This window comes from Nocardia sp. NPDC049707, assembly GCF_040674855.1.
GTDB lineage: Bacteria > Actinomycetota > Actinomycetes > Mycobacteriales > Mycobacteriaceae > Nocardia.
The window spans coordinates 69123-90233 of record NZ_JBFANN010000033.1; the positions used below are offsets into that span (position 1 = coordinate 69123).

A 21111-nucleotide genomic window follows, 5' to 3' on the forward strand; every position below is an offset into this window, starting at 1 on the left:
GCGGCTCGAAAGGTCGATGATTTCGGATCGATGAGTCAGGTGATGCGCGAGCGTGCGGCCTAGGCTTGGGTGCATGGTGTCCGAACGTGAAGTACTCCACTCCGTGCCGACGCAACTGTGGATCGGCGGTCCTGTCGACGCCACCGGGGGCGGCACCTTTCCGGTGCATAATCCCGCCGACGGGCAGGTGCTGACCGAAGTCGCCGACGCCACGCCGGAAGATGCCGTGCGCGCCCTCGACGCGGCCGTCGCGGTGCAGGCCGAATGGGCGGCGACACCGTCGCGCGAGCGCGGCGAGATCCTGCGCCGCGTCTTCGAGCAACTGACCGCGCGCGCCGAGGAATTCGCGCTGCTGATGACGCTGGAGATGGGTAAGGCGTTGCCGGAGAGCCGCAACGAAGTGCGCTACGGCGCCGAATTCTTCCGCTGGTTCAGCGAGGAGGCGGTGCGGGCGCACGGACGTTATCTGCACGCGCCGTCCGGCACCGGGCGGATCATCGTGCACAAGCAGCCGGTCGGGCCGTGTCTGGCCATCACGCCGTGGAACTTCCCGCTCGCCATGGGCACCCGCAAGATCGGACCGGCGCTGGCCGCGGGCTGCACGATGATCGTCAAGCCGGCATCGGCCACCCCGCTGACCATGTTGGCCCTGGCGAAGCTGTGCAGCGAGGCAGGGTTGCCGGACGGGGTGCTCTCGGTGATCACCTCCAGCCGGTCCGGCGCCGTCACCCAGCCGCTGCTCGATGATCCGCGCCTGCGCAAGCTCACCTTCACCGGATCCACCGAGGTCGGCAGGAAGCTGGTGGAGAAGTCGGCGAACGGATTGTTGCGCACCTCGATGGAGCTCGGTGGCAACGCACCGTTCGTGGTCTTCGACGATGCCGATATCGATGCCGCCGTCCAGGGCGCGATGCTGGCCAAACTGCGCAATGGCGGCGAGGCGTGTACCGCGGCCAACCGCTTCCACGTGCAGAACGGTGTGCTGGAAGAGTTCACCACCAAACTCGTGAAGGCGATGTCGAATACCGTGACCCTCGGACCGGGCACCGATCCGGACACCACGCTCGGCCCGCTGATCAACGAGGAACAGCTCAATACCGTCAGCGAACTGGTCGACGACGCGGTGGCGGTCGGCGCGCAGGTCCGCCTCGGCGGCAAGGCACCCGGCGGCCCCGGCTGGTTCTATCCCGCGACCATCCTCAGCGAGGTACCGGCGAATGCGCGGATCCTGCGCGAGGAGGTCTTCGGTCCCGTCGCACCCATCGTCGGGTTCGAAACCGAGGACGAGGGCCTCGCCGCCGCCAACAACACCGAATTCGGCCTGGTGAGCTACGTCTACACCCGCGACCTCGACCGCGCCCTGCGCATCGCCGAGGGCCTCGAATCCGGCATGGTCGGCGTCAACCGCGGCGTAATCTCCGATCCCGCAGCACCTTTCGGCGGCGTCAAGGCCTCGGGCTTCGGCCGCGAAGGCGGTATCGAGGGCATCGAGGAGTACTTGTCCACCAAGTACATCGCCCTCACCTGACCCGCGGACATGAAACGACCGCCCCGGGGTGCGAAACACCCGGGGCGGTCGTCTGGAAGGCGGCGATCTCACGAACGCCGCGCGGTTCGATCGGGCCGCTGGTCGCGGCCGAGGGTTAGTGGCCGAGTCGGCCGCGACCGAGACGCAGCAGCAGCATGGCGAGGGTATGGCCCTCCTGGCCGAGTTCGCTGAAGCGCTCGAGCACCTTCATCTCACGACTGTGTACGAGGCGGGGGCCGCCGGAGGCCATGCGCGTGCGACCGATGATCCGCGAGATCTCGCTGCGGCGCTTGATGGCGGCCAGAATTTCCGCGTCGAGCTGGTCGATCTCCTTGCGGAGCTTATCGATCTCGGCCTCGGTGTGGGGCAGAGCCGAGTCGGACCCGGTCGTCGTGGCGGGGGTGCTCATCATTCATCTCCTCGTGTCAGAACCTGGATCGGCAGGCGATCGGAGCTCGTTACCGGTCGGTTCTTTCACCGTGCAAAACAATCCTGGCGGGTCTTACAATCCTCCCCCCAGGCGGCGCGCTCAGGTACAAAGTCCGCGATCACGATATCCGGCCGTTAGCGGAATCGGATACTTCGCGGCCATCGCGCAGGTCATACGGGCCAGTCTGCCATGGGGCCGAAGCAATGCAAAACACTTCATTTTGTGAATCTCCTGAGAAGGCTTTCACGTCGGGACGCCCGTGTCGACCCCAGGGCGGTTCAGCTGCCGTTCGCTGAATGGACACGATGTCGACCGGGACTTCATCTCTGTCGGTGCCCGCCGGTAGCGTGGATGGGCGATGGACATCACGGTGGCTCCCAAGACGCAGGCCGGGCGGACTCGGCACCCGGATTCAGCCCAGAAACCGCAGGTCGACGCTGCTCGCACCGAGGAGATGGGTGGCTCCGCCGTGCCGTCCGCAGCTGGGGTCCCGCATCCGGCCCTCGATGATGCGTCGGGGCGTGTCGTGGACGACAAGCACCGTGTCGAACAAGAAAAGCGCCGCGCCGAACGTGAGCAACGTCGCGCGGAGGAGGCCGAGCGACTCCTGGACGGTCTCAACCCGCAGCAGCGCGCCGCGGTCGTGCACTCCGGTGCGCCGCTGCTGATCGTCGCGGGCGCTGGTTCGGGCAAGACCGCCGTGCTCACCAGACGCATCGCCTATCTGCTTGCGGCCCGCGGGGTGACTCCGGGGCAGGTCCTGGCCATCACCTTCACCAATAAGGCCGCCGCCGAAATGCGCGAGCGGGTGAGCGGGCTGGTCGGCCCGCGCGGGAACAACATGTGGGTCTCGACCTTCCACTCCAGTTGCGTCCGCATCCTGCGCATGCAGGCCGCGCTGCTGCCCGGTCTGAATTCCAATTTCTCCATCTACGACGCCGACGATTCCCGGCGGTTGCTCACCATGATCAGCCGCGACTTCGATATCGACGTCAAGAAATATTCGGCGCGGTTGCTGGCCACCGCCATCTCGAATCTGAAGAACGAGCTCATCGGCCCGGAGCAGGCCACCGCCGATGCCGAAACCGACGAGACCGAACTGCCCGGACTCGTCGCCCGCGTGTACACCGAATATCAGCGCCGGTTGCGTTCGGCGAACGCACTCGATTTCGACGATCTGATCGGCGAAACGGTGGCGCTGCTGCAGAACCATCCGCAGGTCGCCGAGTACTATCGCCGCCGGTTCCGGCACGTGCTGGTCGACGAGTATCAGGACACCAACCACGCCCAGTACATCCTGGTCCGCGAGTTGGTCGGACATCACGCGCAGGAGCAGGCCGAAGACGCGGTCCCGCCGAGCGAACTGTGCGTGGTCGGTGATGCGGACCAGTCCATCTACGCCTTCCGCGGCGCGACCATCCGCAATATCGAGGAATTCGAACGCGACTTCCCGGATGCGGAAACCATTCTGCTGGAGCAGAATTATCGCTCCACCCAGAACATCCTGTCCGCCGCGAACGCGGTGATATCGCGCAATGAGAAGCGCCGGGACAAGCGGCTGTGGACCGACTCCGGCGAGGGCGACCTGATCACCGGTTACGTCGCCGATAACGAGCACGACGAGGCATCGTTCGTGGCGCGCGAGATCGACCGGCTGGTGGACGCCGGCGATGCCAACTACAGCGATGTCGCGGTCTTCTACCGCACCAACAACAACTCCCGTGCACTGGAAGAAATCTTCATTCGCATGGGACTGCCGTACAAGGTGGTCGGCGGCGTGCGCTTCTACGAGCGCAAGGAGGTGCGCGATATCGTCGCGTACCTGCGCGTGCTCGACAATCCGGAGGATACGGTGAGCCTGCGCCGCATCCTCAACACCCCGCGCCGCGGCATCGGCGACCGGGCCGAGGCCTGTGTGGCGGTGCACGCCGAACAGCGCGGCATCGGTTTCGCCGAGGCGCTGCGCGATGCGGCCGATGGCACAGTGGCGCTACTGAATACGCGGTCGCAGCGTGCGATCGCCGGTTTCCTTGATCTGCTCGAAGAGGTGCGGGCGGCCGGTGCGCAAGCAGATCAGGACTTCCCCGACCTCGGCAATATGGTCGAAGCGGTACTCGACCGCACCGGCTACCGGGCCGAGTTGGAGGGCTCCGACGATCCGCAGGACGGTGCCCGGCTCGACAACCTGAACGAATTGGTCAGCGTCGCGCGGGAATTCAGCTCTGAGGCATACAACAATGCCGAGGCCGCCAGGGCCGAGGGGCTGGTGCCGGAGGTGGCCGAGGGCGAACCCGACCCGGGCTCGCTCGCCGCCTTCCTGGAGCGCGTCTCGCTGGTGGCCGATAGCGATCAGCTGCCCGAGGAGGGCACCGGCGTGGTCACCATGATGACGCTGCACACCGCGAAGGGCCTGGAATTCCCGGTGGTCTTCGTGACCGGCTGGGAGGACGGACAGTTCCCGCATATGCGCGCACTCGGCGATCCGACCGAGCTGGCCGAGGAACGCCGCCTCGCCTATGTCGGCATAACCCGGGCGCGGCAACGGCTCTACGTCACCCGTGCGGTGGTGCGTTCCGGCTGGGGGCAGCCGGTCTCGAATCCGGAATCCCGATTCCTGCAAGAGATTCCGGCCCACCTCGTCGATTGGAAGCGGTTGGAGCCGAAGGGTTCGCCGCTGACCCGCGGCATCCGTCGCCGCGGCGGCGACGACGGCCTGGAACACGACTGGACCCGCGACGGCTGGAATCAGCAGCGGCCGGGCGTCAGCGATCGCGCGCCGCGCCGCCCCGGCCCCGGCGGCGCAACCCGCAATAATGCCAATCTCGTACTGGCTGTTGGCGATCGAGTCAGCGACGACAAGTACGGCCTCGGCCGTGTGGTAGCCGCCGAAGGCTTCGGGCCCCTGGCCACCGTCACCATCGACTTCGGCACCGCGGGCAAGATCCGGCTCATCCCGCAGTACAGCCGAACCCTGGTCAAACTCTGATAGGGGCCTTTGACCCTGATCTGTCGACGGTGCGGTCGGTAGCGTGCGCGGCATGGAGAGGATGCTGTGGCTCGGCATGGTGCTGGCCATCTCGTTCCTGGAAACGCCGCTGAAGTTCCGGGCGCCGGGGATCACCGTGCCGCTCGGCCTCGGTATCGGACGGCTGGTATTCCGGGCGCTGAATATCGTGGAAGCCGTTCTTGCCGCCCTGTTGATCGTGGCGACTCTGGTCGTCGCGCCCAGCGGTGCCGTTCGGATCTGGCTCGGCGCCGCCGCCGCGACCCTCGCCGTCCAAATCCTTGTGGTTCGGCCGCTGCTGACTCGCCGCTCGGATCGGGTGCTCGCCGGTGCGCAGCTGCCGCGCTCGCACGCTCATTATTGGTATGTGGGCTTGGAGGTGGCCAAGGTGGCGAGCCTGCTCGGTCTGGCGATCGCCGCCGCGCCCTAGTCGGGACGGCCGTCGAACACTGGTCTGTTCCGGTGCGGAGCAGGGCTTCGTCGAGCGCAGTGTGCCCTCAGCTCGAATCCGTGCCAGCCACCGTTGCCCCGGCCGCAATCCGCGCTGACGCCGTAGTTCTGGTTACTGCGTCTTGCAGAGTGCCGCCGTGCCCCTGGCGTGCGTCGTAACGCTGGCATGCATCCTGCGCCGACGACGTCTCGACGGGCAAATCAGTCGCGCTGCGGACCCAGGCTGATGCCGCGTGTCGCCAGCCAGGGCAGCGGATCGATCTTGTCGACCCCGTTCAACCACACCTCGAAATGGCAGTGCGGACCGGTGGAGAAACCACGGTTGCCGATGGTGGCGATCTGATCACCGGCCATAACGCGCTGACCCGCCGACACCGTGGCGGTGTCGATGTGGCCGTAGATGGTGACGGTGCCGTCATCGTGCAGCAGTCGCACCCACATGCCGAAACCGGATGCCGGACCGGCTTCGATCACGGTGGCGTCGGCGACGGCGTAGATCGGAGTGCCGATCGGGCCCGCGATGTCGATGCCGAGATGCTGTACGCCCCAGCGGGCACCGAATCCGGAGGTGAAATTGCCCGCGGCGAATTTGGTGAACAGCGGGCGGAGTTTCGCGGCCTCCTGCGCCGCCATATCTTCGGCGAACTTCTGACCCTTTTGCAGCATGTCGCCGAACTGACCGAGATTGGTCGGTGCCGAAACATTGAGCACCTGTGGCGAATCCGGCGCAGTATTCGGATCGGCCACGCTGACCGACTGTGCCGCGATTTCGTGAATCTGTCCGGCGGCCTCGTAATCGACGGCCTGCGAAGGCTGTTCGGGTGCGGCGAAGGCGGCCTGTCCGGCGGCGACCACCGCACCCGCGGCCACGGCGACGACCGCAGCGCGGCCCTTGAGTGAGGCGGGGGGCGCGGGCATCCGATGCGCGCCACCATTACCGCGATTCGTCCGGCGGGCCGGAAGTACCGTGGGAGCGGCCGGAGCTTCCGGATCCTCGGGCTCCCAAGCGGAGTCGTCGTCCCAAGACCCATCGCCGTCGTAGGAACCGTCCGCCTCCGGCGTCCAAGACGCTTCGGAGTCGGCGTGCCAGGAAGCGTCACCCTTGGAAGTCCACGCATCGTCGGACGCCCACGCACCGCCATCGGACCAGGAATCAGCTTGGTTCCAAGACTGCGACTGTCCCCACGAATCACCGTGCGACGACGAATCGGCCTGCGACTGTCCCCAAGCGGAATCGGACTGCGCCCACGAATCGTCCGAGCCCCACGCGCTGTCGCCGTGCTCGTATCCCCCCGCCGCGGCGGGGGCGGCATATCTGTGGCCACCGGCACGCTGTGACGGGGTCCCGAACGGGTCTACCGCGGCGCTGGAGTGTCCACCGAAGCCTTCGTCATCATCATCGGACCGGTAACGATGTCCGGAGTGAGCGCGATTTTCGGTTGCGAATGTCGAGCGATTGTTCATCGGTGGAGCCACATCGTCGAACGAGAGATCACGGTATCGAACTGCCTGATCAGAGGTGTTGTTAAGGGACGGCTCTCCGTCTGCGGAGTGCTGTGCTGGGTCAAGCTTGCCGTCCTCCTAGTCGTGACCGTGCTGTGACATCGACCGCAATGACGGTAACGAAACGATTGCGGGATCCGCAAGCGCTACGTGCGATCAATCCGAACATGTGAGATTGATCACGGTAACGCACCGGAATATCTCACTGCGATCGGGGCACGCGCGTAAGTCCGGGCGACGACGAACCGTAGCGAAAGGCCGTCGGTCAACCGGTTCGGCCTCTCTACCTGGCGCGCCGCCGGCAACCTACTGGCGAGTAGTCTTGGCCAGGCGTTTTCCCGCCCTGGGCGGCACCTCGTGACCTGCGCCACTTAGGATGAACGTGGCCGCTTGGGCCCTCCATGTGACTGGTTAAAGTCCGACCCGACCCGCTTCCGACGTCGGGCCGCCAACAAAGACGTTGTTATCACAACGCAGACGAGACGGTGAATACATGGATCTCTTCGAATATCAGGCGAAGGAGCTCTTCGTTAAGCACGGAGTACCTTCGTCCGAGGGCCGCGTCACGGACACGGCCGAGGATGCCCGCGCCATCGCGGCGGAAATCGGCAAGCCGGTGATGATCAAGGCCCAGGTCAAGGCCGGTGGCCGCGGCAAGGCCGGTGGTGTCAAGTTCGCCGCCACCGCGGACGACGCGTTCACACACGCGCAGAACATCATCGGCCTGGATATCAAGGGCCACATCACCAAGAAGATCCTGGTCGCCGAAGCCAAGGACATCGCGGAGGAGTACTACATCTCCTTCCTGCTCGACCGCTCCAACCGCACCTACCTGGCCATGTGCTCGGTCGAAGGTGGTATGGAGATCGAAGAGGTCGCCGCGACCAAGCCCGAGCGCCTCGCCAAGGTGCCCGTCGACGCCGTCAAGGGTGTCGACCTCGCATTCGCCCGTTCGATCGCCGAGCAGGGCCACCTCCCCGCCGACGTGCTGGACGCCGCGGCCGTGACCATCCAGAAGCTCTGGGAGGTGTTCATCGGCGAGGACGCCACCCTGGTGGAGGTCAACCCGCTGGTTCGCACCCCCGACAACGAGATCCTCGCGCTCGACGGCAAGGTCACCCTGGACGAGAACGCCGAATTCCGGCACCCGGACCACGAGGCGTTCGCGGACAAGGACGCAACCGATCCGCTGGAGCTCAAGGCCAAGGAGAACGACCTCAACTACGTCAAGCTCGACGGTGAGGTCGGCATTATCGGCAATGGTGCGGGTCTGGTGATGTCCACCCTCGACGTGGTCGCCTACGCGGGCGAGAACCACGGCGGCGTCAAGCCCGCCAACTTCCTCGACATCGGTGGTGGCGCCTCGGCCGAAGTCATGGCCGCCGGCCTCGATGTCATCCTGGGTGATGCCCAGGTCAAGAGCGTGTTCGTCAATGTTTTCGGTGGTATCACCGCCTGTGACGCGGTCGCCAACGGCATCGTGAAGGCACTGGAAATCCTTGGCGCCGAGGCGAACAAGCCGCTGATTGTCCGGCTCGACGGCAACAAGGTGGACGAGGGGCGCAAGATTCTCGTTGATGCCGCGCATCCGCTGATCACACTCGCGCAGACAATGGACGAAGGCGCCGACAAGGCCGCCGAACTGGCAGCGGCCAAGTAAGGAAACCGGAAATGTCTATCTTCCTTAACAAGGATTCCAAGGTCATCGTCCAGGGCATCACCGGCGGCGAGGGCACCAAGCACACCGCGCTGATGCTCAAGGCCGGCACCCAGGTCGTTGGCGGCGTCAACGCGCGCAAGGCGGGCACCACCGTCGCGCACACCGACAAGGACGGCAACGCGATCGAGCTGCCGGTCTTCGGCACCGTCGAAGAGGCCATCAAGGCGACCGGCGCCGATGTGTCGATCGCGTTCGTGCCGCCGAAGTTCTCGAAGGACGCCATCATCGAGGCCATCGACGCGGAGATCCCGCTGCTCGTGGTCATCACCGAGGGCATTCCGGTGCAGGACACCGCCTACGCGTGGGCCTACAACGTGGAGAAGGGCAACAAGACCCGGATCATCGGCCCGAACTGCCCCGGCATCATCACCCCCGGCGAGGCGCTGGTCGGCATCACCCCGGCCAACATCACCGGCAAGGGCCCGGTCGGCCTGGTGTCGAAGTCCGGCACCCTGACCTACCAGATGATGTACGAGCTGCGTGACTTCGGTTTCTCCACCGCCATCGGCATCGGCGGCGACCCGGTCATCGGGACCACCCACATCGACGCCATCGAGGCGTTCGAGAAGGATCCCGAGACCAAGCTGATCGTGATGATCGGTGAGATCGGCGGCGACGCCGAGGAGCGGGCCGCGGCCTACATCAAGGCCAATGTCACCAAGCCGGTCGTCGGCTACGTCGCGGGCTTCACCGCCCCCGAGGGCAAGACCATGGGCCACGCGGGCGCCATCGTGTCCGGTTCGGCCGGTACCGCCCAGGCGAAGAAGGATGCGCTCGAGGCCGCCGGTGTGAAGGTCGGCAAGACGCCGTCCGAGACCGCCGCGCTGGCACGGGAGATCCTGGAGAAGGCAAGCGTCACCGCCTGATTCGCGGACTACGCGAAGGCCGCCGGCCCAATCGGGGTGGCGGCCTTCGTCATATTCAGAAGAAGTGGACTACCGAAGCGATACCGAACACGAGGCTGTATACCGCGAACGGCAGCAGTGAATTCGATCTGAAGTAGCGCTCCAGGAAGCGGACCGCCAGATACGCCGCGCCGCCCGCGACGATCGATCCGACCAGCACCTGACCGAGGATGCCGTCACCCTGCGGACCGGCCAGCGTCGGCAGCTCGAGCACACCCGCGGCCAGAATGACCGGAGTGGCGAGCAGGAAGGCGAATTTCGCCGCGTCCTCATGGTCCAAACCGCGCAGCAGGCCGCCGACCATTGTCATGCCGGAGCGGCTGATGCCCGCGAACAGTGCGCCGGTCTGCGAGACACCGATGATCAACACATCCTTGATCGGCAGATCGCCGAGGCCGATCGGCTCTTCCTCCGCCGTCGCGACGAAATATCCCTCTTCGATCGCCTTGGCCCGCGCCTCGGCCTCGGCGAAGCGGTGGCCGTAATCGGATAGCGTCGGCTGGCTGCGCCGGCGCAGCACCTCACCGGTGACCAGCACAATTCCATTCAGCGTCAGGAACAGGCCCGCCGCGAGGGGTTTCGCGAACAAAGTACGCAGCGGATGTTCCAGCAGCAAACCGAGCACACCGACCGGCACGGTCGCCAGCAGCACCAGCCAAGCCAAGCGCTGGGCGGAGGTCTCGATCCGCCGGGTGCGCAGTGTGGTGAGCAGGCCGACCACGATCTCGACCCAGTCGCGCCGATAGAACACCAGCAGTGCGATCGCGGTCGCCACATGCAGTCCGACCACAAGGGCGAGATACGGTGTGCCGGAATCGGAATCACCTTGGGTGACCAGATCGCTCCAGGACCCACCCAGCCATGCGGGCACCAAAACGGAATGACCCAGGCTGGAAATCGGGAACAGTTCGGTTATGCCTTGCAATGCGCCGATCACAACGGCTTGGGTGTACGTGAGCATCGCCTGACAGCTTGGCACGCCCAACCCGCCACGACACCGCCCTGAAACAGACCTGTGTCCTTTTTGAAATGCTTGGCGCCGTTGGAGTTTCAGTCGGCAGGGGGCGCCGCCACGTCCGTCGAATTGCTGCCGTCGCGGCCACTCTGGTCGGCGCCGCGGGCAGCGGCAAATCCCGCCGCACAGCCGAACCCACCCGCGCCGCCAACTCCGGCCGCCCGGTCGCCTTCGTCGAACTGCCCCGCTGGCCCGAGCCGAGGACGTGCTACCGCTGTGCTCGATGGTGAGCTCCGCTCACACCGCGGGGATTCGCGTTCCCATCAGGGGTGGTAGCACAGAATTGTTATCGGTCGGCACAGATCACGCAGGACCAGCGTAGACGCAGTTTTCCCGGCGCCGGGCCGGTTGCTCGAGGGTGACCTGGGCCAGCGAGTGCAGTAGCGTCAGGGAGAGATCCAGCCGTCCAGACGTCCGACTCGACCTAGGAGACGACGACCATGTCATACCCGACCGGGGGCTCCGGGTACAACGCACCCGCGACGCCGCCTGCACCTGCCAGCTCCGGCCAGTCGGCTGGCACCGGCACCGAGTCCAGCGCCAAGGGGCTGCCGTACTTCCTGGTGGTCGGCGTCGCCGCGCTCGGTGTGATCAACTTCCTGCTCGGCTTCCTCCCGTTCTTCGGTCAGAAGCCGCGGGATCTGGGCCGCGGTGTCACGGTCGAAGGTAACGACACGATCAGCCTCTTCCAGTACTTCGGCGGGGCGGGACTGCTGGCGATCCTGCTGCTCGGCGGCCTGCTCGCCGGACTTTCGTTGCTGCCCAAGCAGAATTGGACCGGCGCCGCGGCCGCGGCATCGGCCGCCGGCTTCCTCGGCACGCTGTTCCTGTCCTTCACCACGCCCGACGATCTGGATGTCGAGCTGAAGTGGGGCGCCTACGTGCTGCTATTACTGGCCTTCGTGCAGACGGCCATCGCGGTTGCCGCGACGCTGTTCGACGCTGGCATCCTGACTCCGCCCGCGCCCAAGCCCGCCACTCCGCAGGCCCCGCCGAGCGGTTTCGGCGGCGGCGGCTACGGTCAGCAGGGAGCGTTCGGTCAGGGTCAGCCGGGTCAGTTCGGTCAGGGTCAGCCAGGTCAGTTCGGTCAGGGTCAGCCGGGACAGTTCGGTCAGGGCCAGCCGGGACAGTTCGGCCAGGGCGCTCCGCAGTACCAGTCGCAGCAGCCCTACGGCCAGAGCCAGCCGAGCCAGCCGGTCTACGGTCAGGGCCAGCAACCGCCCTATGGCCAGCAGCCGTCCTACGGCCAGCAGCCGCCCGCCTATGGTCAGCAGCCCGGATACGGTGCGGCACAGCAGGGTTCGCCCTACGGTGCTTCGCCTGCCGCGCAGCCGCGCCCGGATGAGAATGCCACCCAGCACTTCGGGACCCCGCAGTCCGGACAGCAGTACGGCACACCGGGTTTCGGCCAGGGTCAGCAGAACCAGCCGTTCGGCGGTGAAACCGGTTCGGACCCATCCGCCGACGCCACGCACGTATTCCGTCCGTCGGACGAGAACAAGTAGTTCGTCGGCTCTCCCGGCGCGCCCCAGACCGGGTCGGCGCGCCTGACCCGCTTGCGCCGGGGGAGCTGCCACGCTGAATGTCCATGAGCTCCTCGAGATCCTCTCTTGTGCGCCGGGCCGCCGAGTCCCGCGGCGGGCCGGAACGTTCGGCGCGCAGCGACCGATCGACGTCGCCACGCGCATCCGCGGACGGTTTCGACGAGGCCGGATTTCTGTCGCTGACCCCTGAGCGCGCTCGCGTGCTGCTCCTGGTCGCCGCCAGGCCGACGACCTATGCGCTCGTCGCCGTCATCGTTCTCATGCTTGCCGCGCTGTTGTCCTCGGGCAGCGGCCTGGCCGGTACTTCAGGTGCGATCGCCGCGGGTTGGCTTGCCGCGCATCAGGTTCCGCTGGTGATCGGCAAAACCTCACTCGAACTCTTACCGCTGCTGCCCACCGGACTGCTGGTCTGGCTGACCGGCCGGGATTGTGCCCAAGCGGTCGAACCGGACAGTTCGCGCGCAGATCTCGGCTGGCTCGTCGGCGCGGCTCTGGCCGGACCGCTACTGGTGACGGCCGTCTGCCTGGCGGTCGCCGAGGACGCCTCCAATGTAGTCGCATTGCAGCCGCCGAATACGCTCGCCGCCTTCGCCTGGGTCGGCGGCGTGCATGTGGTCGCCGCAGTCGGTGGCATCGCGAGTCGGCACCGGCGTCGGCTTCTCATGCTGCTGCGATTGCCGGACTGGGCGATCGCGGGCACGTTCGGCGCGGGCCGGACGGTGGTGCGACTGCTGGTCTGCGCCACTGCGGTCGTCATCGTGTCCTTCCTCATGCAGTGGTCGCGCATCGGTGACACCTTTCATGCCGCTGGCAATGCGGCGGGTGTGCTCGGGCTGATCCTGCTCTCGGTGGCGTATCTGCCGAATGTGGTGGTCGCGACGGTCGGTGTGCTCGTCGGCTCCGGCGCGCAGTTCGGGGATGCGTCGATCGGACTGTTTTCCGTTGTCGGTGGCCCGATTCCGGCCATTCCGCTCATGGCGGCGGTGCCGACCGGACCCGCGTCGGGCTGGTGGCCGGTGCTGCTGCTGATTCCGGCCGCGGTGGGCGTGCTCGGTGGACTCGATATCGGACGGACCTCCCACGACCGGGCGGCCGCCCCGTGGGCGACGCTGACCTCGGCCGGGCTGGCGACCGTGGTGTTGATGGTGCTCGGTGCGGTCGCCGGCGGTGGCCTCGGGACGTTCGGACAGTTCGGTTTCGACCTGCCGATCTTCGCGCTGGTGACCTTCGGCTGGTTGGCCGTAGCCGGATATGCCGGTCTGATGTTCGCGCGCTGGTTCGTCGTTCCGATCGGCGTGCCGGTGACCGGGTACGACGACGAGTACGTCGATTACGACGACGACTATTACGACGACAGTGATCATGACGACGCTCACTACGAGGACGATCACTACGACGAATACGACAATGAATACGAGGACGAATACCAGGACTACGACGGTCCCCACTTCGACGTGGAACTCGACGGCGAACTGGTCGAGGAGCAGACCGCCATCGCCACCTCGGGCGCCCGGGGCAGCGATACCGTCCCCGACATCGTCGATGCCGAAGTGGTCGAGGCGGACCTGCCGGAAAGTGACCGGGTGGACGGTCGTTAGGCTCTACCTGGCGGCGTCGTACCGCCGCCGCCACTCGACCGAACCGCAGGAGTAGACCGCTGAGTTTGCCCACCCCGCCGACTCCGTCGGCTGCCGTCCCCCGGCGTTTGCCCACCCCGCCGACTCCGTCGGCTGCCGTCCCCCGGCGCTTGCCCACCCCGCCGGCTTCGCCGGTTGCCATCCCTCAGGCGTCTTCCAATGCCCCATGGGTGCCAACGGCGGTCCCGGCAACCGTTGTCGTACTGGCCTCTGGCACCGGTTCACTGCTGCGCGCCCTCATCGAGGCCGCCGCCGCTTCGGAGTATCCGGCGACCGTCGTCGCCGTCGGGGTCGACCGCGTTTGCCAGGCTACCGAACACGCGGCCGCCGCGGGGATTCCATCCTTCCGGATGGCGGTGAAGGACTTCCCCGATCGCGCAGCATGGGATGTCGCGCTGACCGATGCGGTCGCCGCCTACGAACCCGATCTGGTGGTCTCGGCCGGATTCATGAAGATCCTCGGCCCGGTCTTCTTGGCCCGCTACGGCGGCCGGATCATCAATACCCACCCCGCGCTGCTGCCCGCATTTCCCGGCGCGCACGGGGTCCGCGACGCACTCGCCTACGGGGTGAAGGTCACCGGTTCGACCGTGCACTTGGTCGATTCCGGCATCGATACCGGACCGATCCTGGCACAGGAGGCGGTGCCGGTGCTCGACGATGACGACGAGGCCACGCTGCACGAACGCATCAAGGTTGTCGAGCGACGGTTGCTGGCGGAGGTTGTCGCCGCCGTCGCCACCAGAGGCATTGTCTCCGACGGACGAAAGGCAGTAATTCCAGATGAGCGGGTACTTCGGTGAGTGATCGTAAGGGGATTCGCAGGGCGCTGATCAGCGTCTACGACAAGACGGGGCTCGTCGAGCTCGCGACCGGGCTGAACGCCGCCGGTGTCGAATTGGTCTCCACCGGATCGACCGCGGGCAAGATCGCCGACGCGGGCATTCCGGTGACCAAGGTCGAGGATCTGACCGGATTCCCAGAGACCCTGGACGGCCGGGTGAAGACCCTGCACCCGCGGGTGCACGCGGGCATCCTCGCCGATACCCGCAAGGCCGAACACGTCGACCAGCTGGTCGAACTCGGCGTCGAGGCATTCCAGCTCGTGGTGGTGAATCTGTACCCGTTCACCCAGACTGTGGCCAGCGGTGCGAGCAATGACGAATGCGTCGAGCAGATCGATATCGGCGGTCCGTCCATGGTGCGCGCCGCCGCCAAGAACCATCCGTCGGTCGCGGTGGTCGTCGACAGCGGCGACTACGACGATGTGCTCGCCGCGGTGCGCGGTGGCGGCTTCACCCTGGCCGAGCGGACTGCGTTGGCGGCCAAGGCATTTCAGCACACCGCAAGCTATGACGTCGCGGTCGCGGGCTGGATGACCAGCGTGCTCGCCCCAGCCACCGAGCCGAATGAGGCTGCCGCGCAGCAGTTCCCGAATTGGATCGGCGGCTCCTGGGAACGCGCCTCGGTGCTGCGCTACGGCGAGAACCCACATCAGACCGCCGCGTTGTACACCCATGACGGCAGCCGGGGTCTGGCGCAGGCGAAGCAGTTGCACGGCAAGGAAATGTCGTACAACAACTACACCGACGCCGATGCCGCCTGGCGCGCCGCCTACGACCATTCGGCGCCGGCGGTCGCGATCATCAAGCACGCCAACCCCTGCGGTATCGCTGTCGGCGCGGACCTCGCCGAGGCGCATCGCAAGGCGCATGCATGTGATCCGGTGAGCGCCTACGGCGGCGTGATCGCGGCCAATGGCGAGATCACCGTGGAAATGGCCGAGCAGGTCGCCGAGATCTTCACCGAGGTGATCGTCGCGCCGTCCTATGCCGATGGCGCCGTCGAGGTTTTGCAGCGCAAGAAGAATGTGCGCATCCTGGTCGCCGAGCCGCCGCGCCGCGCCGGTGCGGAGCTGCGCCCGATCAGCGGCGGCGCACTGCTGCAGAGCCGCGATATCCTCGATGCTCCGGGCGACAACCCGGAGAACTGGACCCTGGTGGCCGGTGCGGCGGCCGATGCGGAAACCCTCGCCGATCTCGAATTCGCTTGGCGCGCCTGCCGTTCCGTGAAGTCCAACGCGATTCTGCTCGCCAACGACGGCGCCTCGGTCGGCGTCGGTATGGGCCAGGTCAACCGGGTCGACGCGGTCGGTCTCGCGGTGCAGCGCGCCGGCGACCGCGCCAAGGGGTCGGTCGCCGCATCGGATGCGTTCTTCCCGTTCTCCGACGGTCCGCAGCAGCTCATCCAGGCCGGCGTCCGGGCAATTGTGCAGCCCGGCGGTTCGGTCCGCGACCAGGACACCATCGACCTGGCCCGCGAGGCGGGAGTCACCCTGTACCTCACGGGCTCTCGCCACTTCGCGCACTGACTTGCCGCTGCGACGGGCGGGCGCCATCGGCTCCCGCCCGTTCTGCATGTCATACGCCTCGCCGCGGCGAACTGCGGGGCAGCGCAGGGCAACTTTCGTAGCGTGGCCGGTACGCCGACTCGTGCAAACAGGCCGCACCGCTGACGGTTCCGTCGGTGCAGAGCTCGACACCCGGCGGGGTCGGGTTCCGGCTCGGCGCACGTGCGTGAGTGGTGTACACCCTGGACCGGCTGCGCGCCGCCGCGGTAGATCTGGCGGCCGGCTCACACATGCTGACCGAGGCGCAAAAGCCCTGGGGCCCAGCCAAACCCACAACCTACGTCGAGTTCGCCGCCCGCTCGGAAGCGATCGCCGAACTCTAGACCGCGCTGAGGACCTGTCGGCTGCCGAGCGGCGCCTTCAGTGGCACCTCGAGGGTGCCGAAAACCGCGATCATGGTGCACATTCGGCCGACGGCATCGGCGCGGGTACCCGATCGGAGTTCCACGGTGACCGTCGAATCGGTCTCGGTCACGCTGGCATCCACGCCGTAGCACTCCGGTGATCCGGTCTCGAAGTTGACGGCGATCCGATTATCGGCCACCCGTGACCAGGACGTGAACGGAATCGGATGCGCGCCAACGATCGTCGGATCGGCGACGAATGCCCGGCCCGCGTCGGCGGGTGACCCCTCGGTGGGCGTACTCTTCGCCGCACTGCTTGTCGTTGTTTTCCCTTGTGTCCCATCGTTATCGGAGCCACCGCAAGCCGTGACGGCCAGGCTGACGAACAATGCGACGATGACTGCGGCGGGCCGAACGCGCGACATCCGATACATGCCGACTACCCTAATCGACGCGCCGATGCGGCAAGACTTGACGGCCAGCAAACCAGGAGAGCCGACGCCTCAGTTTGTGCGGCAAGATGATAGAGCGATGAAGCCCACATAGTGAACTTTTGGCTAAGCCCGCGCGTAATACCTGCGCACCGCCTGCTCGCACAGTAGCCTCGGGGCCGATGCGCGCCAATAAGTTCGCGGCGCGCATCGAGTCGAATGCTTGGCACAGTAAATAGGTGAAAGGAAGAACGTGGGCGACACGCTGCGCGTTGGTGAAGAACTCCGGCTCGGCCAGTCTCTGGTCGGCGGTGCGTACACCCTGACTCTGCAGGCCGACGGCAATCTGGTGCTGTCGGAACCGGATGGAAATGTCGTGTGGTCCACCTTGACTCACGATCAAGGTGTCGAGCGGGCCATCCTGCAAGAGGATGGCAACTTCGTGCTCTACAAGAGTGAGGGTGCCGCCTGGGCCTCCGAGACCAACGGCCGGGAGGCTGACCGGCTGACCGTGCAGGCCGACCGCAATGTGGTGCTGTACGGCACGGACGGCAGCGCGCTGTGGGCGTCGGAGACCCATACCGACAGCCCGCTGCCCGCACCGGAGCCCGAGCCGGTTGCCGAAGAGGTCGCCGCACCCGCTGCCGAAGAGGTTCCGCCTCCGCCGCCGGCCGCGCAGACCTACACGGTCGAGCCGGGCGACACCCTGTGGGCGATCGCCGAACGCTTCTACGGCGACGGCAACCGCTACCAGGAGATCGCCGACGCCAGCGGAATCGACAACCCGGACGTCATCAACCCCGGTCAGGTACTCACCATCCCGTGATATGCACCGCAGCCGTGTCGTGACACTCGGATAGTCGTCCAACGGCAAAGGGCCCCGAAGCCGATATGGATTCGGCTTCGGGGCCCTGGTACGTCGGTGTCTACCGGCTGGTGAACGGCAAAAGTGCCATCTCGCGGGCGTTCTTCACCGCGACGGCGACCTGGCGCTGCTGTTGCGGGGTGAGCCCGGTGACCCGTCGGCTGCGGATCTTGCCGCGGTCGGAGATGAAGGTGCGCAGCAGGTTGACGTCCTTGTAATCGACCGTCTCGACGCCCGCCGCGATCAGCGGGTTCTTCTTCGGGCGGCGGGCTTGCTCGGCGCGAACCTTCTTCGAGGGTGCTCGCTTGACTGCCATATGACGGGTTTCCTTCTCGAGATCAGTGGTTGTCTACCAGCTCGATTTGTGCACACCGGGGAGTTCACCCCGATGGGCCATCTCGCGCACACGTACGCGGGAGAGTCCGAACTTCCGGAGATGACCGCGCGGTCGTCCGTCCGCAGCGTCCCGATTACGTAATCGTACCGGACTGGCATCGCGGGGCAGCCGCTGTAGCGCCGACTGTGCCGCGGCGCGGTCTTCCTCGGATGTGGTCGGCTTGCGGATCATCTCCTTGAGTTCCGCACGCCGCGCAGCATGGCGGGCGACGATCTCCTTGCGCTGCTCATTGCGGGCGATCTTCGACTTCTTGGCCATCAGCGCTCCTCGCGGAAGTCGACGTGCCTGCGCACCACCGGATCGTATTTGCGCAACACCATCCGGTCCGGATCGTTGCGCCGGTTCTTTCGCGTGACGTACGTATATCCCGTTCCCGCAGTGGATTTCAGCTTGATGATCGGCCGGATCTCGGTCGATTTCGAGGCCATGGTGCTCCCGTCAGATCTTGTTGCCGCGGGCCCGGCTGTGTTTCGTGGACCGCTTCGCTTCGCTCGCGCGGATGCGCGCCACCACGGCCTCGATCCCGTCCCGGTCGATGGTCTTGATGCCCTTCGCGCAGACATGCACCGTGATGCGACGGTCCTCGCTGGGCAGGTAATAGGTCTTGCGCTGGATATTGGGATTCCAGCGCCGGCTCGTCCGCTTGTGCGAGTGCGATACGGACTTGCCGAATCCCGGCTTGCGCCCGGTGACCTGGCAGTGGGCCGACATGCGGACTCCTTTCAGTTTTTGAAAATCATTTTCGACAACGGCTGCTCGACAATGTACCGTTGCTCGACAGCAAATGAAAATCGTTTCCGGTATGAGTGGATCGGGCCCGGAGGATGCGGTCTGCGTAACCAGGTAGGGCCTCCGCTCATGCCGAATTGGATATCGAAAGGGAGCGCCCGTGGAACCCGCCCTACTCCCGCCCGGGAGGCAGTCCGACCGGAGAACGCCCGTCGTGGTGGCCACCGGATGTTCGGGAGCGGCCGCGGCGAGTGTGGCTCGACTGGCCGCCACGCTGCGCGAGACGCCGGGCACCGTCACCATCCGCCACGACCTGAGCGGACTCGGCGAGGGCATCGTGCATCGCACGGTGCGCATCGGCGAGCAGGAGAGCTGCACCGTGCTCGAATTGGCGCACGGCTGCGTCTCGTGCACCCTGCGCATCGATCTGCTGCCCCTGCTGTGCAGGCTCGCCGCCCGTGATTCGGTGGATCGCATTGTGCTGGAACTGGATCCGGCCTTCGAGGCGGAAGCGGTGTGCCAGGCGATCGAAAGTATCGCCGTCACCGGCGTGGTCGGTCGCGTCGACGGCCCGGCCGGCCGTGATGTGCGGGTCGAGGCGGTACTCGCCTGTGTGGACGCGCGAACGTGGTTGGCCGATGCCACCGGCGAGGACACCCTGGCCGAGCGCGGACTGGCTACCACCGACGACGACCGGACCGTGGCTCAGGTGGCGGTCGGCCAGGTCGGCTTCGCGGATGCCGTTGTGGCACACGGTCATACCGGCGATCCCAACGATCGTGCGCGACTCGGCGCTGTGTTTTCCCGGCTCGTGCCCGAGGCGCCGGTGGCCTGGATCGACGATATCGATCTGCTCGACTCGGCCGATGTCGAGGCATTGCTCGCGCGCATCCCGGCCCATTCGCGGCGCGGACGTGTCTTCGATGCCCACGCGCCGCTATTGCGCGGCCAGCCGCCGCTCGGTGCCGAATGCGGTGTTGCCCTCATCGAATTCGCCGCGAACCGCCCGTTCCATCCGGCCCGCCTGCATGAGGCCCTCGACGTGCTCTTCGACGGAGTGGTGACCGCGCGCGGCCGGATGTGGCTGGCCACCCAGCCGAACGAGGTGGTGTGGCTGGAATCGGCGGGCGGCGGATTGCGCGTCGGCGGTGCGGGGCCGTGGCTGGCCGCCATGAGCCCGAGCGAATGGGAACAGGCCGACCCCACGCGTCGGGCCATGGCCGCGCTGCGCTGGGACGAGCAGTTCGGCGACCGCGATATTTCGCTGGTCATCCTGGCCCATGACGCGGACCCGGCCGAGATTCGTCAGGCCCTGCACTGGGCGCTGGTCGAGGACGACGAACTGCGCCTGGTGGAACGCGCACCCGAGCGGGTCGCGCAGTGGGCGGACCCGTTCGGCGAATGGCATGCCGACCCCTGCGAGACCGGCGAATCCACCGGCCTGCCGATCGACGGCCAGGCGAAAAGCCCGAGAGGAGAAGCGAAATGAAGAGCGGCATACATCCGGACTACCACCCGGTGGTGTTCGAGGATTCGAGCACAGGAAAGCGGTTCCTGACCCGATCCACCGCCACCAGCGCACGCACCGTCGAGTGGACAGACGGAAACACCTACCCGCTGCTGGTCGTGGATGTCACCTCCGATTCGCACCCGTTCTGGACCGGCGCGCACCGTGTGCTGGATACCCAGGGCCGGGTGGAGAAGTTCGAGCGCAAATACGGCAAGCGAGCGCGGGTCGCGTCCCAGCCCTCACGAGGGGAGGGCTGACATGGCGGTGCCCAAACGCAGGTTGTCGCGGTCGAATACCCGCAGCCGCCGCTCGCAGTGGAAGGCGACCCCACCGGAGCTGGTGCCGGTCAGTGTCGGTGGGGTTGTACACAAGGTGCCGCGTCGTCTGGTGCAGGCGGTCAAACGCGGACTCGTTGATCCACGGAGACTTTGACTTCAGGTAAGCACCGCAGAGCTATCTGACGAGCGACGTTCGCGGCCCGTCCCGCGTCCGTGCGACGGCGCCGCTCATCGACTCAGCCGAGTCGTCGAAATGCATGCGCCACAGCGCCGTTCTTCCCCGGCATGCTCCAAGTGCTGAGACTCCACACATCGCCGACCACCGCGGAGCGAGTCTTACGAGCGACCCGTTCGCGGCCCGTCTCGCGTCCGAGTCGTCGAAGCGCATGCGCCGCAGGCGCGAGTCTCGAC

At 66.5% G+C, this 21111-nt stretch carries 22 protein-coding genes; 14 read left to right on the top strand and 8 right to left on the bottom strand.

What is annotated here, in order from left to right; translation table 11 throughout:
* Window positions 1–73 precede the first annotated feature (73 nt).
* On the top strand, window positions 74–1528 hold the full coding sequence (locus tag AB0J29_RS25945) for an NAD-dependent succinate-semialdehyde dehydrogenase (protein WP_364791385.1): 1455 nt from the start codon (window positions 74–76) through the stop codon (window positions 1526–1528).
* Window positions 1529–1643: 115 nt separating this feature from the next.
* Here the strand turns inward: AB0J29_RS25945 and AB0J29_RS25950 are convergent, their stop codons facing one another.
* Window positions 1644–1937 carry a chorismate mutase gene (locus AB0J29_RS25950; protein ID WP_364493557.1) on the bottom strand — a complete coding sequence of 98 codons (294 nt, stop codon included), beginning with the start codon at window positions 1935–1937 and terminating at the stop codon, window positions 1644–1646.
* A 379-nt stretch (window positions 1938–2316) separates the two neighbouring features.
* Here AB0J29_RS25950 and pcrA point away from each other — a divergent pair, with 379 nt between their 5' ends.
* Together pcrA and AB0J29_RS25960 are read left to right on the top strand one after the other, a co-directional pair.
* Window positions 2317–4944 carry a DNA helicase PcrA gene (pcrA, locus tag AB0J29_RS25955; protein ID WP_364791388.1) on the top strand — a complete coding sequence of 876 codons (2628 nt, stop codon included), beginning with the start codon at window positions 2317–2319 and terminating at the stop codon, window positions 4942–4944.
* A gap of 52 nt (window positions 4945–4996) precedes the next feature.
* Entirely contained in the window at window positions 4997–5392 is a 396-nt protein-coding gene (locus AB0J29_RS25960) for a hypothetical protein (protein WP_364791391.1), read from the top strand.
* Window positions 5393–5613: 221 nt separating this feature from the next.
* Here AB0J29_RS25960 and AB0J29_RS25965 read toward each other — a convergent pair whose 3' ends face one another.
* On the bottom strand, window positions 5614–6876 hold the full coding sequence (locus tag AB0J29_RS25965; protein WP_364791394.1) for a M23 family metallopeptidase: 1263 nt from the start codon (window positions 6874–6876) through the stop codon (window positions 5614–5616).
* Window positions 6877–7408: 532 nt separating this feature from the next.
* Between AB0J29_RS25965 and sucC the strand changes: the two genes are divergently transcribed.
* Both sucC and sucD read left to right on the top strand, forming a co-directional pair.
* Window positions 7409–8575 (top strand): ADP-forming succinate--CoA ligase subunit beta, encoded by a 1167-nt coding sequence (gene sucC, locus AB0J29_RS25970; protein WP_364493549.1) that lies wholly within the window; start codon window positions 7409–7411, stop codon window positions 8573–8575.
* 11 nt (window positions 8576–8586) lie between these two features.
* Window positions 8587–9501 (top strand): succinate--CoA ligase subunit alpha, encoded by a 915-nt coding sequence (gene sucD, locus AB0J29_RS25975; RefSeq protein WP_364791397.1) that lies wholly within the window; start codon window positions 8587–8589, stop codon window positions 9499–9501.
* 55 nt (window positions 9502–9556) lie between these two features.
* Here sucD and AB0J29_RS25980 read toward each other — a convergent pair whose 3' ends face one another.
* Window positions 9557–10501 (bottom strand): undecaprenyl-diphosphate phosphatase, encoded by a 945-nt coding sequence (locus AB0J29_RS25980; protein WP_364791400.1) that lies wholly within the window; start codon window positions 10499–10501, stop codon window positions 9557–9559.
* 494 nt (window positions 10502–10995) lie between these two features.
* Here AB0J29_RS25980 and AB0J29_RS25985 point away from each other — a divergent pair, with 494 nt between their 5' ends.
* From AB0J29_RS25985 to AB0J29_RS26005, 5 genes are all read left to right on the top strand, one after another.
* On the top strand, window positions 10996–12060 hold the full coding sequence (locus AB0J29_RS25985; protein WP_364791403.1) for a DUF5336 domain-containing protein: 1065 nt from the start codon (window positions 10996–10998) through the stop codon (window positions 12058–12060).
* 83 nt (window positions 12061–12143) lie between these two features.
* Window positions 12144–13697 (top strand): DUF6350 family protein, encoded by a 1554-nt coding sequence (locus tag AB0J29_RS25990; RefSeq protein ID WP_364791406.1) that lies wholly within the window; start codon window positions 12144–12146, stop codon window positions 13695–13697.
* Window positions 13698–13906: 209 nt separating this feature from the next.
* Complete coding sequence (gene purN / locus AB0J29_RS25995) at window positions 13907–14539, top strand: phosphoribosylglycinamide formyltransferase (RefSeq protein WP_364791409.1); 633 nt, start codon at window positions 13907–13909, stop codon at window positions 14537–14539.
* A complete protein-coding gene (gene purH, locus AB0J29_RS26000; RefSeq protein WP_364791412.1) occupies window positions 14536–16107 on the top strand; it encodes a bifunctional phosphoribosylaminoimidazolecarboxamide formyltransferase/IMP cyclohydrolase in 1572 nt (523 codons plus the stop codon). Before purN ends, purH begins: the two co-directional genes overlap by 4 nt.
* A 209-nt stretch (window positions 16108–16316) precedes the next feature.
* Window positions 16317–16469 (top strand): hypothetical protein, encoded by a 153-nt coding sequence (locus tag AB0J29_RS26005; RefSeq protein ID WP_364791415.1) that lies wholly within the window; start codon window positions 16317–16319, stop codon window positions 16467–16469.
* On the opposite strand, the gene AB0J29_RS26010 is transcribed toward AB0J29_RS26005, so the two are convergent.
* Entirely contained in the window at window positions 16466–16915 is a 450-nt protein-coding gene (locus AB0J29_RS26010; RefSeq protein WP_364791444.1) for a hypothetical protein, read from the bottom strand. The genes AB0J29_RS26005 and AB0J29_RS26010 overlap by 4 nt on opposite strands.
* Before the next feature lie 259 nt (window positions 16916–17174).
* Here AB0J29_RS26010 and AB0J29_RS26015 point away from each other — a divergent pair, with 259 nt between their 5' ends.
* Window positions 17175–17747, top strand: coding sequence for a LysM peptidoglycan-binding domain-containing protein (locus AB0J29_RS26015; protein ID WP_364791418.1), 573 nt, complete (start codon window positions 17175–17177; stop codon window positions 17745–17747).
* A 100-nt stretch (window positions 17748–17847) separates the two neighbouring features.
* Here the strand turns inward: AB0J29_RS26015 and rpsR are convergent, their stop codons facing one another.
* From rpsR to rpmB, 4 genes are read right to left on the bottom strand one after another with little or no spacing between them, the layout of a single operon-like run.
* On the bottom strand, window positions 17848–18102 hold the full coding sequence (gene rpsR / locus AB0J29_RS26020) for a 30S ribosomal protein S18 (protein ID WP_040695439.1): 255 nt from the start codon (window positions 18100–18102) through the stop codon (window positions 17848–17850).
* A gap of 33 nt (window positions 18103–18135) precedes the next feature.
* On the bottom strand, window positions 18136–18441 hold the full coding sequence (gene rpsN, locus AB0J29_RS26025; protein ID WP_364791422.1) for a 30S ribosomal protein S14: 306 nt from the start codon (window positions 18439–18441) through the stop codon (window positions 18136–18138).
* Window positions 18441–18611, bottom strand: a complete 171-nt coding sequence (gene rpmG, locus AB0J29_RS26030) for a 50S ribosomal protein L33 (protein ID WP_040695436.1) — start codon at window positions 18609–18611, stop codon at window positions 18441–18443. Before rpmG ends, rpsN begins: the two co-directional genes overlap by 1 nt.
* 10 nt (window positions 18612–18621) lie before the next feature.
* Window positions 18622–18894, bottom strand: a complete 273-nt coding sequence (gene rpmB, locus AB0J29_RS26035; RefSeq protein WP_364791426.1) for a 50S ribosomal protein L28 — start codon at window positions 18892–18894, stop codon at window positions 18622–18624.
* A gap of 178 nt (window positions 18895–19072) precedes the next feature.
* On the opposite strand from rpmB, the gene AB0J29_RS26040 reads away from it, so the two are divergent.
* From AB0J29_RS26040 to rpmF, 3 genes are read left to right on the top strand one after another with little or no spacing between them, the layout of a single operon-like run.
* Window positions 19073–20401, top strand: a complete 1329-nt coding sequence (locus AB0J29_RS26040; protein WP_364791429.1) for a GTP-binding protein — start codon at window positions 19073–19075, stop codon at window positions 20399–20401.
* Window positions 20398–20679: a type B 50S ribosomal protein L31 gene (locus tag AB0J29_RS26045; RefSeq protein WP_364791432.1), complete on the top strand. Its 282-nt coding sequence runs from the start codon at window positions 20398–20400 to the stop codon at window positions 20677–20679. The genes AB0J29_RS26040 and AB0J29_RS26045 overlap by 4 nt, the downstream gene beginning before the upstream one ends.
* Before the next feature lies 1 nt (window position 20680).
* The gene (gene rpmF, locus AB0J29_RS26050; protein ID WP_364791435.1) at window positions 20681–20854 is read left to right on the top strand and encodes a 50S ribosomal protein L32; all 174 of its coding nucleotides are present in this window, start codon (window positions 20681–20683) and stop codon (window positions 20852–20854) included.
* Window positions 20855–21111 lie beyond the last annotated feature (257 nt).

Bases quoted from the DNA above. Each gene is read 5' to 3' on its own strand.
- AB0J29_RS25945 (WP_364791385.1), top strand. From the start codon at position 74: ATGGTGTCCGAACGTGAAGTACTCCACTCCGTGCCGACGCAACTGTGG.
- AB0J29_RS25950 (WP_364493557.1), bottom strand. From the start codon at position 1,937: ATGAGCACCCCCGCCACGACGACCGGGTCCGACTCGGCTCTGCCCCAC.
- pcrA (WP_364791388.1), top strand. From the start codon at position 2,317: ATGGACATCACGGTGGCTCCCAAGACGCAGGCCGGGCGGACTCGGCAC.
- AB0J29_RS25960 (WP_364791391.1), top strand. From the start codon at position 4,997: ATGGAGAGGATGCTGTGGCTCGGCATGGTGCTGGCCATCTCGTTCCTG.
- AB0J29_RS25965 (WP_364791394.1), bottom strand. From the start codon at position 6,876: ATGAACAATCGCTCGACATTCGCAACCGAAAATCGCGCTCACTCCGGA.
- sucC (WP_364493549.1), top strand. From the start codon at position 7,409: ATGGATCTCTTCGAATATCAGGCGAAGGAGCTCTTCGTTAAGCACGGA.
- sucD (WP_364791397.1), top strand. From the start codon at position 8,587: ATGTCTATCTTCCTTAACAAGGATTCCAAGGTCATCGTCCAGGGCATC.
- AB0J29_RS25980 (WP_364791400.1), bottom strand. From the start codon at position 10,501: ATGCTCACGTACACCCAAGCCGTTGTGATCGGCGCATTGCAAGGCATA.
- AB0J29_RS25985 (WP_364791403.1), top strand. From the start codon at position 10,996: ATGTCATACCCGACCGGGGGCTCCGGGTACAACGCACCCGCGACGCCG.
- AB0J29_RS25990 (WP_364791406.1), top strand. From the start codon at position 12,144: ATGAGCTCCTCGAGATCCTCTCTTGTGCGCCGGGCCGCCGAGTCCCGC.
- AB0J29_RS26010 (WP_364791444.1), bottom strand. From the start codon at position 16,915: ATGTCGCGCGTTCGGCCCGCCGCAGTCATCGTCGCATTGTTCGTCAGC.
- rpsR (WP_040695439.1), bottom strand. From the start codon at position 18,102: ATGGCAGTCAAGCGAGCACCCTCGAAGAAGGTTCGCGCCGAGCAAGCC.
- rpsN (WP_364791422.1), bottom strand. From the start codon at position 18,441: ATGGCCAAGAAGTCGAAGATCGCCCGCAATGAGCAGCGCAAGGAGATC.
- rpmG (WP_040695436.1), bottom strand. From the start codon at position 18,611: ATGGCCTCGAAATCGACCGAGATCCGGCCGATCATCAAGCTGAAATCC.
- rpmB (WP_364791426.1), bottom strand. From the start codon at position 18,894: ATGTCGGCCCACTGCCAGGTCACCGGGCGCAAGCCGGGATTCGGCAAG.
- AB0J29_RS26045 (WP_364791432.1), top strand. From the start codon at position 20,398: ATGAAGAGCGGCATACATCCGGACTACCACCCGGTGGTGTTCGAGGAT.
- rpmF (WP_364791435.1), top strand. From the start codon at position 20,681: ATGGCGGTGCCCAAACGCAGGTTGTCGCGGTCGAATACCCGCAGCCGC.